The sequence below is a fragment of the Roseovarius tolerans genome (genome assembly GCF_900109855.1).
Lineage (GTDB): Bacteria > Pseudomonadota > Alphaproteobacteria > Rhodobacterales > Rhodobacteraceae > Roseovarius > Roseovarius tolerans.
In genome coordinates this window covers 77,701-95,784 of sequence record NZ_FOBO01000011.1, presented here as the reverse complement: position 1 = coordinate 95,784, position 18,084 = coordinate 77,701, and the positions used below count along the sequence as shown (strand labels likewise).

At 65.4% G+C, this 18,084-nt stretch carries 14 protein-coding genes; 7 read left to right on the top strand and 7 right to left on the bottom strand.

Annotation, left to right across the window (positions count from 1 at the left end; all coding sequences use genetic code 11):
* Positions 1–63: 63 nt before the first annotated feature.
* Positions 64–1,146: a TRAP transporter substrate-binding protein gene (locus tag BMX04_RS12070; protein WP_074786837.1), complete on the bottom strand. Its 1,083-nt coding sequence runs from the start codon at positions 1,144–1,146 to the stop codon at positions 64–66.
* A 222-nt stretch (positions 1,147–1,368) separates the two neighbouring features.
* Between BMX04_RS12070 and BMX04_RS12065 the strand changes: the two genes are divergently transcribed.
* From BMX04_RS12065 to BMX04_RS12055, 3 genes are read left to right on the top strand one after another with little or no spacing between them, the layout of a single operon-like run.
* Positions 1,369–2,631, top strand: coding sequence for a SulP family inorganic anion transporter (locus tag BMX04_RS12065; RefSeq protein ID WP_074786835.1), 1,263 nt, complete (start codon positions 1,369–1,371; stop codon positions 2,629–2,631).
* Between the two features lie 47 nt (positions 2,632–2,678).
* Entirely contained in the window at positions 2,679–4,112 is a 1,434-nt protein-coding gene (locus BMX04_RS12060) for a cache domain-containing protein (protein WP_074786833.1), read from the top strand.
* Positions 4,109–4,756 carry a response regulator transcription factor gene (locus BMX04_RS12055; protein WP_074786831.1) on the top strand — a complete coding sequence of 216 codons (648 nt, stop codon included), beginning with the start codon at positions 4,109–4,111 and terminating at the stop codon, positions 4,754–4,756. Before BMX04_RS12060 ends, BMX04_RS12055 begins: the two co-directional genes overlap by 4 nt.
* A 9-nt stretch (positions 4,757–4,765) precedes the next feature.
* Here BMX04_RS12055 and BMX04_RS12050 read toward each other — a convergent pair whose 3' ends face one another.
* Entirely contained in the window at positions 4,766–6,274 is a 1,509-nt protein-coding gene (locus tag BMX04_RS12050; protein WP_217644472.1) for a PqqD family protein, read from the bottom strand.
* Positions 6,275–6,801: 527 nt separating this feature from the next.
* Between BMX04_RS12050 and BMX04_RS12040 the strand changes: the two genes are divergently transcribed.
* The 4 genes from BMX04_RS12040 (at position 6,802) to BMX04_RS12025 (ending at position 10,684) form a co-directional block, all read left to right on the top strand.
* A complete protein-coding gene (locus BMX04_RS12040) occupies positions 6,802–8,556 on the top strand; it encodes an acetolactate synthase 3 large subunit (RefSeq protein WP_050661962.1) in 1,755 nt (584 codons plus the stop codon).
* Between the two features lie 79 nt (positions 8,557–8,635).
* A complete protein-coding gene (ilvN, locus tag BMX04_RS12035; RefSeq protein WP_050661959.1) occupies positions 8,636–9,196 on the top strand; it encodes an acetolactate synthase small subunit in 561 nt (186 codons plus the stop codon).
* 118 nt (positions 9,197–9,314) lie between these two features.
* Complete coding sequence (locus BMX04_RS12030; RefSeq protein WP_074786827.1) at positions 9,315–10,475, top strand: aromatic ring-hydroxylating oxygenase subunit alpha; 1,161 nt, start codon at positions 9,315–9,317, stop codon at positions 10,473–10,475.
* Positions 10,472–10,684 carry a hypothetical protein gene (locus BMX04_RS12025; protein WP_074786825.1) on the top strand — a complete coding sequence of 71 codons (213 nt, stop codon included), beginning with the start codon at positions 10,472–10,474 and terminating at the stop codon, positions 10,682–10,684. Before BMX04_RS12030 ends, BMX04_RS12025 begins: the two co-directional genes overlap by 4 nt.
* A gap of 17 nt (positions 10,685–10,701) precedes the next feature.
* On the opposite strand, the gene bla is transcribed toward BMX04_RS12025, so the two are convergent.
* The 5 genes from bla to BMX04_RS12000 form a co-directional block, all read right to left on the bottom strand.
* Entirely contained in the window at positions 10,702–11,574 is an 873-nt protein-coding gene (gene bla / locus BMX04_RS12020; RefSeq protein WP_083398176.1) for a class A beta-lactamase, read from the bottom strand.
* 65 nt (positions 11,575–11,639) lie between these two features.
* Positions 11,640–12,425: a DUF2189 domain-containing protein gene (locus BMX04_RS12015; protein ID WP_074786823.1), complete on the bottom strand. Its 786-nt coding sequence runs from the start codon at positions 12,423–12,425 to the stop codon at positions 11,640–11,642.
* 68 nt (positions 12,426–12,493) lie between these two features.
* Positions 12,494–13,885: an amidase gene (locus tag BMX04_RS12010; protein WP_074786917.1), complete on the bottom strand. Its 1,392-nt coding sequence runs from the start codon at positions 13,883–13,885 to the stop codon at positions 12,494–12,496.
* A gap of 90 nt (positions 13,886–13,975) precedes the next feature.
* Positions 13,976–17,434, bottom strand: a complete 3,459-nt coding sequence (gene mfd / locus BMX04_RS12005; RefSeq protein ID WP_074786821.1) for a transcription-repair coupling factor — start codon at positions 17,432–17,434, stop codon at positions 13,976–13,978.
* A gap of 30 nt (positions 17,435–17,464) precedes the next feature.
* Positions 17,465–17,992: a component of SufBCD complex gene (locus BMX04_RS12000; RefSeq protein ID WP_074786819.1), complete on the bottom strand. Its 528-nt coding sequence runs from the start codon at positions 17,990–17,992 to the stop codon at positions 17,465–17,467.
* Positions 17,993–18,084: the final 92 nt, after the last annotated feature.

Below are 18,084 nucleotides of genomic sequence, written 5' to 3'. Positions count from 1 at the left end.
GGGTAAAGTGGCAGGCCCCGGAGATGCCGGGGCCTGCCTGTCATGGTGCGTTAGTGGCGCGGATCAGCCCAGAACCCGGTCGCGCTGCGCCGTGTAGGCACCGTCGGATTTCTGGATCCACGACGACGAAGAGGCCATCGACGCCATGTAGCTGTCATAGACGCGCTTGTAGATGTCGTCGCCCATGTTCTCCTGATGCACGGCGTTCGATGCTTCGCCGAAGGCATCCCAGACGCTGTCGGGAAACTGCATCGTCTTGACACCGGCCGATTGCAGACGCTGCAGCGCCGCACCGTTATTGGACAGGAACTGCGCGAGGTTCCACTGATGCGCCTCTGCACAGCCGATCTCGACCATCTTCTGCTGCGCCGGCGTCAGTTCGTTGAACACGTCGCGGTTCATGCCGATCGACAGACCCGCGCCCGGCTCGTGGAACCCGGCGGTGTAATAGGTCTTGGTGATCTCCTGGAACCCGGCCTTTTCGTCCGCCCAGGGGCCGATCCACTCGGTGCCGTCGATGGCCCCCGAGGCCAGCGCCTGATACACTTCCGACCCGGGCAGGTTCTGCACCGATGCGCCCAGCTTGCCCAGCGCCAGACCGCCCAGGCCCGGCATCCGGAACTTCAGACCGTTGAAATCCTCGGGCCCGTTGATCTCTTTCGAGAACCAGCCACCGGCCTGCGCGCCGGTATTGCCCGCAAGGAACGACTTGAGGCCGAAAATCTCGCCCAGCTCATCGTGGAACGCCGCGCCCTCACCGTGGTAGTACCAGTTCACCAGTTCCTGCGCGGTCATCCCGAACGGCACCGAGGTAAAGAACGCATAGGCCGGGTGCTGACCCACGAAATAATAATCCGCCCCGTGATAGAGATCGGCCTGACCGGCGGTCACCGCGTCGAACACCTCGAAGGCGCCCACCAGTTCACCGGCACCCTTGACCTCGATGGTCAATGCGCCATCGGCCATGCCGTTGATGTTGTCGGCGGCGCGCTGTGCGGCGTCGAACACACCGGCCAGACCCCGGCCCCATGTGGTGACCATGGTCAGCGTGCGATTGCCTTGCGCATAGGCCGGTGCGGCCAGCGTTGTTGCGGCGGCGGCAGAGCCACCCAGAGCAGTATTTTTCAGAAAAGAACGACGATCCATTATTGGTTTTCCTCCCCATTATGAAAGATGCCGCCCTCGCTCCGGCGGCACCCGGACCCTCTAAAGTGCGCTGACCTTAGACAGCGCTTCAATGTCTGCAAATACCTAGTACTGCGTAGAGGGCACATTTTCCCGGTAAATTCTTCGCGCGTTGCGCGTGCGGATCCCGCAATCACCGGATTGGCGCTTGATCAGGCCGCACCACAGGTGTTGAACAGGTCCATGAAGCCCAAGATCCTCAGCACCCTGCCCGGCTATACCGCCGCGATGCTGCGCACCGATGTGCTGGCCGGGATCACCGTCGCGATGGTGGCGCTGCCGCTCAGCATCGCCATCGCCATCGCCTCGGGCGCGGAGCCCGCCACCGGGCTGACCACGGCGATCATCGGCGGCTTCCTGATTTCGGCACTCGGCGGCAGCCGGGTGCAGATCGGCGGGCCGACGGGGGCGTTCATCGTCGTGGTCTACGGCGTCATCGCCGAACACGGCCATGACGGGCTTGTCCTCGCCACGCTGATGGCGGGGGCGATCCTGCTGATCGCGGGCGCGCTGCGCGCAGGCAACCTCGTGCGGCACATACCAGAGCCGGTGATCCACGGCTTCACCATCGGCATAGCGATCATCATCGCCACCAGCCAGATCCGCGACCTGCTCGGCCTGACAACCGAAGACCTGCCGGGCGAGTTCCTCGACAAAATCGCGGTGCTCTGGCAGGCGCGCGACACGCTGAGCGCCCCGGCCCTGATGACCGGCCTCGGCACCATGATCCTGATCGTCGCCCTGCGTCGCGCCGCCCCGCGCTATCCCGGCCTCATCGTGGCGGTCGGTGCCGCCTCGGCGGCGGTGGCGCTGTGGCACCTGCCGGTGGACACGCTCGGCGCGCGCTACGGCGCACTGCCCGCGACCCTGCCCACGCCCGCCCTGCCCGATATCAGCCTCGCGCGGCTGACCGAACTTTTGCCCTCCGCCCTCGTGATCGCGTTCCTCGCAGGCGTGGAATCGCTGCTGTCGGCCTCGGTCGCCGACCGGATGATCGGCGGCAGATACCGCCCCAATGCCGAGGTGATCGCAGGCGGCGCGGCCAATATCGGCTCGGCCCTCTTCGGCGGGCTGCCCGCCACCGGGGCCATCGCGCGCACCGCAACCAACGTGCGCGCAGGCGGGCTTACCCCCGTGGCGGGCATGGTGCACGCGCTCACCATCCTGATCGTGATGCTGCTCGCCGCCCCGCTTGCGGGCTATCTTGCGATGCCCGCGCTGGCGGGCCTGCTGATCCTGACCGCGTGGAACATGGCAGAGCCGCAGAAATGGCGCGGCTACATGGCCCTGCCCCGCGCCGATCTGGCGCTCTTGCTGCTGACCCTCGTCCTGACCGTGCTGGCGGATCTGACCGTCGCCATCGGCACCGGCGTGGCGCTCGGCCTCGCGCTGCGGCTGCGGCGGCGCAACGTGCCGCCCGCCGACTGGGACACGCCCCACCGGTGAGGCGCGAAATACTGGATATCGCGCGGGTTTCGCCGTATCGCTGAACCATGAGACAGCTCATCTCCCGCCTGCGCCTCAATTACGGGCAAAAGCTTTTCCTGATCGCGACGCTGCCACTGATCCTGACGGCGGTGGCAATCTCGGTCGTGGTGACGCTGCAATCGCGGCAACTGGCGGAACGCGAGATCGAGACGCTGGAGGCGCAGCTGATCGAGGCCAAGCGCGCGGAACTCAAGAATTACCTCTCCATCGCGCGCACCGCCTTCGTGAATATCTACGGCCGCGCCGCCCCCAATGACGACCGCGCCAAGCTGCTGGTCACACAGATCCTCGCGGGCATGCTTTATGGGCAGGACGGCTATTTCTTCGTCTACGATTACGAGGGCACCAATCTGGTCAGCCCGCGCCGCACCGAACTCATCGGGCGCAACTGGACCGGGCTCGAAGATCCCTCGGGCCGCCCAATCACCGACGAACTGATCCGGCTGGCGCGCTCGGGCGGCGGCTATCACAGCTATGAATGGCCCAAACCCTCGACCGGCGAACGCGCACAGATGGTGGCCTATGTGGCGGGGCTTCAGGACTGGCGATGGGCCATCGGCACCGGCGTCTTCATCGACGATGTCGTCGCCACCGTCGCCAAGTCGCGCGAAAAGGTCGAGGCCCGGGTCGAACGCACCTTTCTCTATATCGGGGCGGCGATGCTTGCGGCGCTGCTCTTCGTCTTCGTCTCGGGCCTGTTCATCAACATCCGCGAACGCCGCCTCGCCGATGCCAAGCTCAAGCGGCTGACCCAGCGGGTGTTCGACGCGCAGGAAGAGGAGCGCGGCCGCGTCGCGCGCGAACTGCATGACGGGATCAGCCAGATCCTCGTCGGCGTGCGCTACGCGCTCGACACCGCCAAGCGGCGGCTGGCGGCGGGCGACGCGCGCGCCGCCGACACGCTGGAGCGTGGCATCACCCACCTCTCGGGTGCCATCCAGGAGGTGCGCCGCATCAGCCGCGACCTGCGCCCCGGCGTGCTCGACGATCTCGGGCTGGGGCCCGCGATCAAGGCGCTGGCCGAGGATTTCGGCAAACGCACCGGCATCGAGACCGAGTTCACCACCGTGGTCTTTCGCAATCGGCTCGATGACGAGGCCAAGATCGCGCTCTACCGCGTGGCGCAGGAGGCGCTCACCAATATCGAGCGCCATTCCGGCGCGACCCATGTGGCGATTGACGTGCGCGGCCACCTCAACGGGGCCACCCTGCGGATCACCGACAACGGCTGCGGCCTCGACGAGGCACAGGCCCGGCAGGGCGGCAGCAGCGGCCTCGGGCTGCGCAACATGCAGGAACGCATTGACCAGCTTGACGGCACCCTGCGCATCACCTCCTCGAAATCGGGCACCGGGATCGAGGCCTCGGTCCCGCTGACCCACCTGCTGAAACCGCAAGGCCAACCCGATCCCGCCCCGAAAACAAAGGCACAGGCATGACCACATCCCCGATCCGCATCGTGATTGTCGACGACCACCCGATGGTCGCCGAAGGCATCCAGTCGATCCTAGAGAGCTATGACGATGTCGCGGTGATCGCCACCTGCAGCACCGGGCAGGAGATCATCGACCGGGTCGAACATCTCGCCCCCGACGTGATCCTGCTCGACCTCAACATGCCGGGGCTGGGCGGGCTGTCGACCGCCGAACTCCTGCTGGAGCGCCGCCCCGGCACCCGCATCCTGATCCTCAGCATGCATGACAGCCCCGAATACATCTCCTCGGCGCTCAGCCACGGGGCTGCGGGCTACGTGCTCAAGGACGTGCCCACCGACGAGATCAAGCGCGCCATCGACGCGGTCATGGCCGGGCAGCGGTATCTCTGCACCGGTGCACAGGGCTCGCTTGCACCATTCACCGCGCCCGACCGCGAACAGCTGACCAATCGCGAACAGACCATCCTGCTGCAACTGGCGCAGGGCAAATCCAACCGCGAGGTGGCCGAGACGCTCGACATCTCGGTGCGCACGGTCGAAACCCACCGCAAGAACATCAAGCGCAAGCTGGGCATTTCCTCGACTGCAGGCCTGACCCGCTACGCGCTGGAACACGGCGTCCTGCAGGGCACCGGCGTGCGGCTCTGACGCGGCAGGTCAGGCACTCTCGCTCTCGACCAGCCCCCGCGCGATCATCGGCCCCAGCAGCCGCGCCACGTCTGCCGCGATCAGATCGTGCCCCATGCCGTGGAATACCTCGCAGAGCAGATCGGCGATCTCCTGACCCGTCACCCGATTCTCCAGCAGGGTCCAGACGGCCCCTCCCACGGCGTTCAGCCTGTAAAACTCGCGGCTATCGATATGCCACAGGAACATGTCGGCACCGATCACCCGTTCTATCACGCCGCTCGACCGCTTGAAGCGGTGGTCAAGGGCTGCCGGCACGGCCTCCGCCGCTTCAGGCGCGACCCGGCATTCGGCGCGCCTGTCCACCCATGCCTCCGGTCTCCGGCCACCCGCAAAGGCCGCACGAACAAGGGCCACAGCCTCTTCGAGGTTCGAATACTCAAGCGCGACGCAGGGCAGCCTCTCCACCATACCGGCTATTTCGTCGTAATGCGCAGTCATGTCGCCGGGATCGGCAATGTTCTGGCGGATAAGACATGCCGCCCCGTCTTCGGCGCGCAGCCGGGAAAACCGCGCAGGCATCCCCTCCTGCCGCGTGAGGACAACCACCGCCGCAAGCGGGGCGCGCGTTCCAAGCGGGGCCTGACCCGGCAGCGCGACATAGCCGTAGCGGTGATCGTATAGCGTGATGCTTCGCGTGGCTTGGCGCCGGAACGGCACCGCAATACCATCAGGCAACGGCAAACGCAGGCGTGGCTGAATCCCCAGCGCGACCGCCTCTCCACCCGGCTCCACCGGCAGCACGTCGTCACAGAAAAGCTCGGTGCCCGTCTCCATCCCAAGGCGGGTGACAAGCGTCGTCTTGCCAGCCCTGTAGGGGCCGGTGAAAATCACAAGCTGGCCGTCAATCCGCACAGCACCGCAATGCAGGCCCAGCAGACCGGGCCGCGCATCCAGATAGGCCTGCGTGATATCGGCCACCGCACCGCAAGTGGCTCCCGCCAAACCAAGCCCGGTCAGCGCGTCTCGCCCCCAGCGCGAGCGGAAACTATAGCGGCCATCGGCCTGCATCCGGATTACAGAGGCGCAAGTTTCCTCATGCTTCTCATCCGGGCACGCCGCGAACGCCCAGTCCGGCATCACCGTCGACAGAGCGTCGGGAATTGCATCGCAATCAAGCAACTCCAGCGCATGTTGCGCAGCCGGAATCGACAGGCGAGCGACCCCAGAGGCGGGGGCACGCAGAATGCGCGCCCCCTCGTCCGCAGCGTTGGTGTCACTCCGCGGCATCTCAGAAATTGATACCAAGACCGCGCGCCGCGCCGCGAACGGCACGGCCAAGACCACCAAGATTGCCACCACCCCTGCGGCCACGGCCGCCGCCGGACGGCCCAGACCCACCGCGCGCCCCGCGACCTCCACCCGAGCCACCGGATCCACCACCGCGGCCGCCACCCGAGCCACCGCCGCCGGAGCCGCCACCGCCTCCACCGGAGCCACCACCGCCACCACCAGAGCCGCCACCGCCGCCTGATGCATGCGCAGCACCGAGATGCAACATCACCGGAGCCACATAAACGGCCCCTGCCGAGAGGCCCAGTCGCGCCAGCATACGGCGTCGCGACGTGTTTTTAACGTCTTCATCAGCCATCAAACTCTCTCCTTCTTCGTTCGGTTCCGGCCACCAGCTTGTGCGACCGTGACTGTAAACGTAGCGGCACCGGGATTATTCCCGACGATCACAAAAAAGCAGAGAATGGACCCGTCATCTTCAAAGAGAGCACGAGACCAAGCCGATCCCCGCCAATTCACGCAACAAATGCAAAGAAAACGCCCCCGCTGGCGACATTTTATCCGCCATATCGCCTTGACGCCCCCGCCCACCAGACCTAATGTCTCCGCCACGCAGCAAAGGAGTCGCGCGGGTGGACACGCTAGTAGACATCGTAGGCACGTGGCGCATGGGCCGGTAACGGATACCCTGATGGTTCCCCATGCGCCCCCGTCTCACGGTCGGGGGCTTTTTTATGCGAATTGAAATGACGTCATACACGGAGCACAAGCACATGACACGTCAGATGACCGGAGCGAAAATGGTGGTTCAGGCCCTCAAGGATCAGGGCGTGGACGTCGTATTCGGATATCCCGGTGGCGCCGTGCTACCGATCTATGACGAGATCTTTCAGCAAAACGACATCCGCCACGTCCTCGTGCGCCACGAACAGGGCGCAGTACACGCCGCCGAAGGCTATGCCCGCTCGACCGGCAAGCCGGGTGTCGTTCTGGTGACCTCGGGCCCCGGGGCCACCAATGCCGTCACCGGCCTGACGGACGCGCTGATGGACAGCATCCCGCTGGTGGTGCTGACCGGTCAGGTGCCCACGTTCATGATCGGCACAGATGCGTTTCAGGAGGCCGATACCGTCGGCATCACCCGCCCCTGCACCAAGCATAACTGGCTGGTGTCGGACACCAAGCACCTGTCGGACACGATCCATCAGGCGTTCCACGTCGCGACCTCGGGCCGCCCCGGCCCGGTGCTGATCGACATCCCCAAGGACGTGCAATTCGCCTCCGCCGACTATGTCACGCCGCAAAAGGCGCGCACGCATCACTATCAGCCGCAGGTCAAGGGCGATATCGAAGGCATCACCGATCTGGTCGCCGCCATCGAGAAGGCCAAGCGCCCTGTGTTCTACACCGGCGGCGGCGTGATCAACTCCGGCCCCGCCGCCAGCCAGCTTTTGCGCGAACTGGTCGAGGCCACCGGCATCCCGATCACCTCCACGCTGATGGGCCTCGGGGCCTATCCCGCAAGCGGCAAGCATTGGCTGGGGATGCTGGGCATGCACGGGCTTTACGAGGCCAACATGGCGATGCATGGCTGCGATCTGATGATCAATATCGGCGCGCGCTTCGATGACCGGATCACCGGGCGGCTCGATGCGTTCAGCCCCGACAGCACCAAGGCGCATATCGACATCGACCCCTCGTCGATCAACAAGGTGATCAAGACCGACATCCCCATCGTCGGCGACATCGCCCATGTGCTCGAGGACGTGCTCAAGGTCTGGAAATCGCGCGGCCGCAAGGTGAATGGCGAAGGTCTGGCCAAATGGCGGGCGCGGATCGACGAATGGCGCAAGGTTGACTGCCTGAAGTTCAAGCAGCAGGGCAAGACGATCAAGCCGCAATACGCGCTGCACCGGCTGGAGGAACTGACCAAGGGGCATGACCGCTACATCTGCACCGAGGTCGGCCAGCACCAGATGTGGGCGGCGCAATACCTCGGCTTCGAGGATCCCAACCGCTGGATGACCTCCGGTGGCCTGGGCACCATGGGCTACGGCTTCCCGGCCTCCATCGGTGTGCAGATGGCCCACCCCGAGGCATTGGTGATCAACGTCGCCGGCGAGGCATCATGGCTGATGAACATGCAGGAAATGGGCACCGCCGTGCAGTACCGCCTGCCGGTCAAGCAGTTCATCCTCAACAACGAACGCCTCGGCATGGTGCGGCAATGGCAGGAACTCCTGCACGGTGAGCGGTATTCGTCCTCGTGGTCCGAGGCGCTGCCCGATTTCGTGAAACTGGCCGAGGCCTTCGGGGCCAAGGGCATCCTGTGCAAGGACCCCGCCGATCTCGATGACGCGATCATGGAAATGCTCGACCATGACGGGCCGGTGATCTTCGACTGCCTTGTCGAGAAGCACGAGAACTGCTTCCCGATGATCCCGTCAGGCGAGCCGCATAACAAGATGCTGCTGGGCGAAGCGTCCACCAAGGACGCCATCAAGGAAGGCGGCGCGGTGCTCGTCTGAGCCCGTTTTCTTGAAAAGAAAACGTCCCGAAATTTTTTGAAAATTCCGGGGCAAAAACGCCTCAACAAGGAACACGTCAATGTCCCCGCTGAAAATCAAAAAAGGCTCGTCCAAGCATTCGGCCTATAACCTGCGCCCGCAATTCTCGGACGTGCAGGAAACCCATACCCTCGCCGTGATCGTGGATAACGAGCCGGGCGTTCTGGCCCGCGTGATCGGCCTCTTCTCGGGGCGCGGCTACAATATCGACAGCCTGACCGTGGCCGAGGTCGATCATACCGGCCACACCTCCCGCATCACCATCGTGACCACCGGCACCCCGCAGGTGATCGAGCAGATCAAGGCCCAGCTTGGCCGCATCGTGCCGGTCCACGAGGTGCATGACCTCACCGTCGAGGGCGCGAGCGTGGAGCGCGAACTCGCCCTCCTGAAGGTCGAGGGCGAGGGCGACAAGCGGGTCGAGGCGCTGCGCCTCGCCGATATCTTCCGCGCCAACGCCGTGGACAGCACGCATTCCAGCTTCGTCTTCGAGATCACCGGCGCGCCGGAAAAGATCGACGCCTTCGCCGAATTGATGCGCCCCTTGGGCCTTGTGGAGATGGCCCGCACCGGCGTCGCGGCGATGTCGCGCGGGCTCTGACCGGGGCCCGCCAGCCGCGTATCATGTCGCCTTGAGGCAACTCAGAGGTCGCAAGCGTATGCGCCGAATGCCACGCGCGCCGGTAATCTCCCGTTGAATCAAACGGGAGAGAGACCAGATGACCCAGCCGCTGACCGATCTTGGCCGCGTGCGCGCAAGCGTCGACCAGGCCAACGGGTTGCCCAACGCGCATTACATCGACCCTGCGGTCTACGAGGAAGAAAAGCACGCGCTGCTGTTCGGCCAATGGGCCGGGCTGGCCGTCGCCGCCGATGTTCCCGAGCCGGGCGATGCCAAGCCGCTGGAATTTCTCGGCATGCCGCTGCTGCTCATCCGTGACAAGGACGGTGACGTGCGGGTGTTTCAGAACATCTGCCGACATCGCGGCATGATCCTTGTCGAGGAACCCCACAAGATCGAAGGCGCCATTCGCTGCCCCTACCATTCCTGGTGCTACTCGACCAAGGGCGCACTCGTCTCCACCCCGCATGTCGGCGGGCCGGGCCACAACACCCACGCCTCTATCCGCCGCGATGAGCTTGGCCTCAACGAGGTCCGCAGCCATATCTGGCGCGATATCGTCTGGATCAACGTCTCCGGCGACGCCGCGCCGTTCGAGGAGGCGATGTCCGATCTCATCGCCCGCTGGTCCGAGTTCGACCTGCCGCTCTATCACGGCGGCCATGACAGCCGGTTCGAGCTGGAAGTGCAGACCAACTGGAAACTCGCCGTCGATAATTACTGTGAGAGCTACCACCTGCCCTGGGTGCATCCCGGCCTCAACAGCTATTCCAAGCTCGAGGATCACTACCACATCGAGAAACCCGGCGAATATTCCGGTCAGGGCACGATGGTCTACCGCCAGCTGACCAACGAGAACGGCGAGAAATTCCCCGATTTCGAGGATGTCGGCGCGAAATGGAACGAGCAGGCCGAATATATCGCGGCCTATCCCAACGTGCTGCTCGGCGTGCACCGCGATCACGCCTTCGCCATCATCCTCGAACCCAAGGGGCCGGAGCGCACGGTCGAGCATATCCACCTCTACTACGCTGTCCCGCGCAGCGACGAGGGGCTGCGCATGCGCAACACCCAGCTGTGGAAAACCGTCTTCGAAGAGGACATCTTTGTCGTCGAAGGCATGCAAAAGGGCCGTCACGCCACCCATTTCGACGGCGGGCGCTTCTCTCCGGTGATGGACAGCCCCACCCATTGCTTTCACGATTGGGTCGCGGGCAAGGTCGAGGCGCATCGCGCCATGAAACAGGCAGCGGAATGAAGGATCTCGACGCCAACATGATCAGCGCGCATCAGGCGGGCGACCGCCGCGCGCTGATCCGCCTCTATGCGCAGGCCGCCGATGCGGTCAACGACCTCGACGCGTCGTGCTTCTACCTGACCCATGCCTACGTATTCGCGCTCGAGGCGGGAGCATCCGAGGCCCAGACCCTCCACGCCCGTTTGAAAGCACACGGCCGCGAGGCGTGATCTGACCTGCAGCCAGCCTAGCGGAGCGGCAGCGCGGCAAATATCGCCGCACCGATCTCGGCAATCGCGGCGTTCCGATCTGTCATACCCGCATCGGCCCCGGTCATGAAGATCGTGACCAGAACCGGGTGGTTCGGTGTCGGCCAGACCACGGCAATTATGGAGCGAGAGCCATGACCGCCCGCGCCGGACTTGTCCCCGATGATCCAGCCCTCGGGCAGGCTGGCACGCAGCAGATCATCCGCGACCGCATCCGCGATCATCCAGTCCGAGAGTTGCTCACGTGACGCGACCGTCAACATGTCACCGAACAGCAGCGCCTGCAACGTGGACAGCGCCGCGCGTGGCGTTGTGGTATGCCTCTCATCGCCCGGTGCGCCCTCGTTGAGCGCGGTCTCCCAGCGATCGAGACGGGTGGTGGCGTCGCCCATGTCGCGCAGGATTTCGGTAAATCCCTCTGGCCCGCCAATCGTTGCCAACAGCAGGTTGCCCGCCGTGTTGTCGCTCATCGTAATCGCGGCATGGCACAATTCCCCGACGGTCATTCCGGTCCCGAGATGCCAGTCCGTCACCGGAGAATAGGTGACCAGATCGTCGCGCCCAAAGGTGATGCGGCGATCCAAAGCCTCCGCCCCGGCATCGACGCGGGCAAGAATCACACCGCAGAGCAAAGCCTTGAACGTGCTGGACATCGGGAAACGCTCGTCGGGCCTGGAGCCCCACTCCTGCCCACCGTTCAGATCCGTCACCGCATAGCCGATACGCCCGCCGATCCGCGCCTCGACGTCTTGCACGGTTTGCCGCAAATCATCTTGTGCAGCGGCGGCGGGGCCGCCCGTCAACACGATCAGCGCCAGGAGTCCGACCCCCGACAGGGTGAACCCGCGTATCATCTTCAGCATCGTGACGTCCTCGGTCTGCGTGCAGGTCCTGATCGGCACCTGCCGGGCGCACACTAGGCCGCCTCCGCCTCACACATCAACTTGTAAAGATGCCAGGTCGCGTGCCCCAGCAACGGCAGCACGAAAAACAGCCCCAGGAACGCGGGCAGCATCGCCACGAAGGTCAGCCCCGCGATCAGCGCCGCCCAGATCAGCATCGGCACCGGGTTCTCGATCACCACATGCAGGCTGGTGATCATGGCGGTCACGAAATCCACCTCGCGATCCAGCAGCATCGGCAGCGCCACCACCGTCAGGCTATAGAGCAGCAGCGCAAAGACCGCCCCCACGCCGGACCCGACCGCCAGCATGCTCAGCCCTTGGGACGTGAAATAGATCTCCAGCGACGAGGACACGTTGGTCATGGTCGACAGCCCCAGAAAGAGCGCAAAGATCATATGCGCGAGGAAGAACCAGAACAGGAACACCATGATGATGATCGCGCAGATCGACGGCAACTGCCGCCGCCGCTGATACGCGATCACCGCGAAAATCTCCGACGCCACCAGCGCGCGGCCCTCGCTCAGCCGGTGGCTCACCTCGTAGAACCCCACGGCGGCGAACGGCCCCACCAGCGGAAAGCCCACGGCGGCGAAGATCAGCCAGTAACTCTTGCCCGTGGCCAGCGTGATCCAGGCCAGCAGCATCCCGATCACTACATAAACCCCGGCGAACGTTACCGCATAGCCCGGCGCCTGCCGCATATCCGCCCAGCCCCGGCGCAGCGCCTCGCCCAGCATGCCCGTCCGCACCGCGCCCATCTCCGGCACGCCCAGGGGCTTTACCTCTCTTGCTGGCATCGCGCATCCTCTCCCGTTTCGGCAAAGGTTAGCGGCAGGCGCATCTTATAAAAAGATGCAAGTTGAACTCAGCTTAGCACCGGCGGGCGCTGCCCCGGCCAGTCGGTCGCCGCGTGCCAGGCCTGCGCCAGCTCCAGCAACGCCCTGTCGGCCCCGCGCTTGCCGATCAGTTGCAACCCCATCGGCAGGCCCTGCGGCCCGAACCCCGCCGGCACCGCCACCACCGGCAACCCGGCCAGCGAGGCGGGCACCACCACCTCCATCCAGCGGTGATAGGTATCCATCGCCTGCCCGCCTATGGCGCGCGGATAGACCTCATCGGCTGGAAACGGCCAGACCTGCGCGGTCGGCAGGGCCAGCACGTCATGGCTCTCGAAAAGCCGCGCGGCGGTGGAAAACCACCCGCTGCGCGCCACGCTCGCACGGTGCACATCAAGCGCGCTCAGGCGCTGCCCCGCCTCCACCTCCCAGACCGCCTCGGGCTTCAATCGCCCGCTCTCCAGCAGCGGCGAAAGATTGGCCGACACCGCCCAATGCCGCAGCGTCACCCAGGCCTCCCACAGCGCCTCGCGGCTATAGGGTGCGGCCAATGCCTCGACCTGCGCCCCCAGCCCCTCCAGCACGCCAAGTGCGACCTCGCAGAGCGGCAGGATGCCCTCCTCATAGGGCCAGGCCCCGCCCCAATCGCCCAGCCAGCCGATCCGCACCCCCGCCGCGCGCGGCGCGATCTCCGCCAGATCGGGTGCCTCCATCCCATGCGGCTGCCTCCCGTCGCGCCCGGCCATCACCGACAAGAGCAGCGCCAGATCGCGCGGATTGCGCGCCATCGGCCCGTTCGTCGATAGCTGATGCAGGAAGGTATCGGCGCGCGGCTCCGAGGGCACCAGCGACCAGCTTGGCCGCATCCCGTAAACATTGCACCAGCCCGCCGGGTTGCGCAGGCTGCCCATCATGTCGGACCCGTCCGTCAGCGCCAGCATGCCGCAGGCCAGCGCCACCGCCGCCCCGCCCGACGAGCCGCCACAGGACCGCGCCGGATCATAGGGGTTCACCGTCACCCCGTGCACCGGGTTGAACGTATGGCTGCCCAGCCCGAATTCGGGCGTGTTGGTCTTGCCGATGAAAATCGCCCCGGCCGCGCGCATCCGCGCCACGTGGCAATCATCGCGCTCCGCCACCTGACCCGCGAAGAGCGGCGAGCCCTGCGAGGTCGGCAACTCCGCCACATTCGCCAGATCCTTCACCGCCACCGGCAACCCGTGCAGCACCCCGCGCGGGCCGCCCTGATCCACCGCGCGCGCCTCGGCAATCAGATCGGCGGCGTCGCGCAGGCTGACAATCGCGTTGACCTTTGGATTGACCGCCGCGATGCGGTCCAACGTCTCGCGCATCACCGCCTCGGCGCTCACCTCGCGCCGCACCATCCGCCCGATCACCCCTTCCGCTGTCTCGCTGATCATCTCCACGCCCCTGCTTCATCTTGCCATAAATATTCCGGGGGAGTCGCCGCCCCGCGGCCACGGGGGCAGCGCCCCCCCCCCCACATCGCCTCAGCCCGTGCTCCCGCCCGCCTTCTTCTTCTCCGCCACGACCTTCTCCGCCAGATCGCGCGCGATGGCAAAGGCCCCCTTGATCCGGTCCGCCTCGCCCTTCCAGTCACGCCGCACGACGATCTTGTTGTCGCGCACCTTGGCCAGACCCTTCTGATCGTTGATGAAGTCCACCAAACCCTGCGGCGAGGCGAACTTGTCGTTGTGAAACTGGATCGTCGCGCCCTTGGGCCCGCCATCGAGCTTGGCAATCCCCGCCCGCTTGCACATCGCCTTGATCCGCACGACCAGCATCAGCATGTTGACCTCGCGCGGCAGCTTGCCGAACCGGTCGATCAGTTCTGCGGCAAAGCCTTCCATCTCGACCTTGCTCTCCAGCCCGCTCAAGCGGCGGTAGAGGCCGAGCCGCACATCGAGATCGGGCACATAGGTCTCGGGGATCAGCACCGGCACGCCGAGATTGATCTGCGGCGCCCATTGCTCATCGGCCTCCGACAGCCCGTCAACCTGCCCCGACCTGATCTTGGCAATCGCCTCTTCCAGCATGGATTGATAGAGCTCATAGCCCACATCGCGCATCTGCCCTGACTGTTCCTCGCCCAAGAGGTTCCCCGCCCCGCGAATGTCGAGATCCTGAGACGCGAGCGTGAACCCCGCCCCCAGCGTGTCGAGACTGCCCAAAACCCGCAGCCGCTTTTCCGCGCCGGGCGTCAGCGGCACGCGCGGCTTGGTCGTGAGATACGCATAGGCGCGCGTCTTGGAGCGGCCCACACGCCCCCGGATCTGGTAGAGCTGGCTCAGGCCGAACATGTCGGCGCGGTGGATGATCATCGTGTTGGCGGTCGGAATATCCAGCCCCGATTCCACGATGGTCGTGGCCAGCAGCACATCGTATTTTCCGTCGTAAAAGGCGTTCATCCGGTCGTCGAGCTCTCCCGCCGCCATCTGCCCATGCGCCACCACATAGGACACCTCGGGCACCTGATTGGCCATGAACTCCTCGATCTCGGGCAGGTCCTTGATGCGCGGGACCACGAAAAACGATTGCCCGCCCCGGTAATGCTCACGCAACAGCGCCTCGCGCACGGTGACGGTGTCGAACTCGCTCACATAGGTGCGGATCGACAGGCGGTCGATGGGCGGCGTGCCGATGATCGACAGATCCCGCACTCCCGACAGCGACAGTTGCAGCGTGCGCGGGATCGGCGTCGCGGTCAGCGTCAGCACATGCACATCCGAGCGCAATTGCTTCAATCGCTCCTTATGCGCCACGCCAAAGCGCTGCTCCTCGTCGATGATCAAGAGGCCAAGATTCTTGAAGCGCACGCTCTTGGCCAGAAGCGCATGCGTGCCCACCACGATATCGGCCTCGCCCTTCGCCATCGCCTCGCGGGTCTTGTTGGCCTCGCCTGCGCTGACGAACCGCGACAGCGGCCGCACATTGACCGGAAAGCCCCGGAACCGCGCCGCGAATTCCTGATAATGCTGCCGGGCCAGCAGCGTCGTCGGCGCGATCACCGCCACCTGCAGGCCTGACATGGCCGCCACAAAGGCCGCGCGCATCGCCACCTCGGTCTTGCCAAAGCCCACATCGCCGCAAATCAGCCGGTCCATCGGACGGCCCGCGCCCAGATCGGCCACCACATCCTCGATCGCGCGCAACTGATCGTCAGTCTCCTGATAGGGAAAGCGCGCGGCGAACGCCTCCCACGCGTGATGCTCGGCCTCGACCACCGGCGCGCGGCGCAATTCGCGCTCGGCAGCGACCCGGATAAGGCGGTCCGCCATCTCGCGAATGCGCTCCTTGAGCCGCGCCTTCTTGGCCTGCCACGCACCGCCGCCCAGCTTGTCGAGCAGACCTTCATCGTGGCCATACCTCGACAGCAGTTCGATGTTTTCGACCGGCAGATACAGCTTGGCGCTCTCGGCATATTCCAGCACCAGGCATTCATGCGCCGCCCCCGCCGCCGTGACCACCTCCAGCCCAAGATAGCGCCCGATCCCGTGATCCACATGCACCACCAGATCGCCCGCGCTCAGCGCCTGCGCTTCGGTCAGGAAATTCTCCGCGCGCCGCTTGCGCTTGGCCCCGCGAATGAGACGCTCGCCCAGCACGTCCTGCTCGGCGATCACCGTCAGCCCCGGCGCGATGAACCCCTGTTCAAGCGGCCAGACCGCCAGATGCAGCCCGCGCTTGCCCAGCGCCTTGGCGCTGCGGATGGTGACCGCCCCCAACAGCCCCTCATCCTCCAACAGCCCCTCGATCCGCTCGCGCGCGCCCTCGGAATAGGACGCGACCACCACCGGCCCCTCGGCCATGCGTGCGTCAACATGGTCCTTCAGGACGCTGAAAAGGTTTACGTTTTCCTGCTGCCGCTCGGGTGCGAAACTGCGCCCGATGCGCCCGCCCGCGTCGATCACCCCCGGCCCGGTCGCCTGCGGCAGGGCCACGAATTGCAGCACCCGCCGATCCGCCACCGCCGCCTGCCAGGCGTCATCGTCAAGGTAAAGCAGCCCCGGCGGCACAGGCTTGTAGACCGTGTCGCCGCGGGTCTTCTGGCTTAGCGCATGCTGGCGCGCCTCGTATTGATCGGCAATGCTCTCCCACCGCGCCACGCGCGCCGGACCGACCTGATCATCCAGCGTGATCGACGCCTCCGGCAGATAGTCGAAAATCAGCTCCAGCCGCTCGTGAAAGAACGGTAGCCAATGCTCGACCCCGGCATGTTTGCGCCCCGCGCTCACCGCCTCGTAGAGCGGATCATCGGTGCCCGCCGCGCCGAACTCGATCCGGTAATTCTGCCGGAACCGCCGGATCGCGGCCTCGTCCAGAATGACCTCCGACACCGGGGCGAGCTCGATCCGCTCCAGCGTCTCTGTGGTGCGCTGCGTCGCCGCATCGAACCGCCGCAATCCGTCCAAGATATCGCCGAAAAGATCGAGCCGCACCGGCCCCGCCTCGCCCGGCGGATAGATGTCGATGATGCCGCCGCGCAGCGCGTAATCGCCGGGTTCAGTCACCGTGGGGGCTTGCGAAAACCCCATCCGCACCAGAAAATCGCGCAAGGCCTTCTCATCAATGCGCTCGCCCACCGCGGCGGCAAAGGCGGCCTCGCGCAGCACCTCGCGCGCGGGCACGGCCTGCGTCGCGGCATTGAGCGTGGTCAGCAGCACGAACTGCTTGGGCGCGCCATGCACCAGCGTGGCCAGCGTCGCCATCCGCGTGGCGGAGATATCGGCATTGGGCGACACCCGGTCATAGGGCAGACAATCCCAGCCCGGAAAGCGAATGACCGGCATGTCGGGGGCAAAGAACTCCAGCGCCGCCGCCATCGCCGCCATCCGCTTGTCGTCGCGCGCGACATGGATGACCGGCCCGCCGCGCGTCTCGGCCTCTTTCAGCACCAGACGCGCGTCGAACCCTTCGGGCGCGCCGCCCACCTTGATGTGATCGCTCATTGCCTCACCCGTTCCGTCGCGCCGTGCCGTTCAGCCCAGCACGTTCCCGTTCATGTTCTGATACATGCCCCACATCGCGGTGACAAAGATCGACGCCATGCCTATCAGCTGGATGTGCAACCTGTGGCGCTGAATGCGCTTGACCAGCGCCTCGCCCGCCAGCGCCTGATCCTGGATGATATGCGCCGCGCGCACCGACAGCATCGCGACCATCAGCAGCGGAAAACCCAACAGGAAAATCGCCTGCGCGAACTCGTTGCCATAGACGAAGCCCAGCAGCGCCACGCTTGTCACCGCGAAGGCCACCAGCCCGGCCAACAGCAACCCGCTCTCGCGCGCGACATAGAGAATGCGATTGGTGTTCACCCGCACCAGGTCCTGAAAATCGTGCATCGGCGCGTCGCTCTGGCTCTTGCGCGCACGGATCGCCATGTCCCACGGCACCCCCAGCACCCAATGCGAGGCCGACGACCACGTCACCGCCAGGGCGATCCAATACCAAAGGTTGCTGAAAGAGCGCATGTCGATGAGCTCGAAAACATTGTCGTACCAGTCCAAGGCCACGCCCCTGTTTACTTCCGTCGCCTCTCTTAGCGCCGGTGCGCGGCAATTCCTACCCTTGAGATGTGCGAATTTCCATGCCACTCAAT

What these genes read in the sequence shown, in the direction of transcription:
- mfd (WP_074786821.1), bottom strand. Translation starts at nt 17,434, where the DNA reads ATGAGCGATCACATCAAGGTGGGCGGCGCGCCCGAAGGGTTCGACGCG.
- BMX04_RS12040 (WP_050661962.1), top strand. Translation starts at nt 6,802, where the DNA reads ATGACACGTCAGATGACCGGAGCGAAAATGGTGGTTCAGGCCCTCAAG.
- BMX04_RS12010 (WP_074786917.1), bottom strand. Translation starts at nt 13,885, where the DNA reads ATGATCAGCGAGACAGCGGAAGGGGTGATCGGGCGGATGGTGCGGCGC.
- BMX04_RS12060 (WP_074786833.1), top strand. Translation starts at nt 2,679, where the DNA reads ATGAGACAGCTCATCTCCCGCCTGCGCCTCAATTACGGGCAAAAGCTT.
- ilvN (WP_050661959.1), top strand. Translation starts at nt 8,636, where the DNA reads ATGTCCCCGCTGAAAATCAAAAAAGGCTCGTCCAAGCATTCGGCCTAT.
- BMX04_RS12050 (WP_217644472.1), bottom strand. Translation starts at nt 6,274, where the DNA reads ATGCATCAGGCGGCGGTGGCGGCTCTGGTGGTGGCGGTGGTGGCTCCG.
- BMX04_RS12025 (WP_074786825.1), top strand. Translation starts at nt 10,472, where the DNA reads ATGAAGGATCTCGACGCCAACATGATCAGCGCGCATCAGGCGGGCGAC.
- BMX04_RS12055 (WP_074786831.1), top strand. Translation starts at nt 4,109, where the DNA reads ATGACCACATCCCCGATCCGCATCGTGATTGTCGACGACCACCCGATG.
- BMX04_RS12070 (WP_074786837.1), bottom strand. Translation starts at nt 1,146, where the DNA reads ATGGATCGTCGTTCTTTTCTGAAAAATACTGCTCTGGGTGGCTCTGCC.
- BMX04_RS12065 (WP_074786835.1), top strand. Translation starts at nt 1,369, where the DNA reads ATGAAGCCCAAGATCCTCAGCACCCTGCCCGGCTATACCGCCGCGATG.
- BMX04_RS12030 (WP_074786827.1), top strand. Translation starts at nt 9,315, where the DNA reads ATGACCCAGCCGCTGACCGATCTTGGCCGCGTGCGCGCAAGCGTCGAC.
- BMX04_RS12015 (WP_074786823.1), bottom strand. Translation starts at nt 12,425, where the DNA reads ATGCCAGCAAGAGAGGTAAAGCCCCTGGGCGTGCCGGAGATGGGCGCG.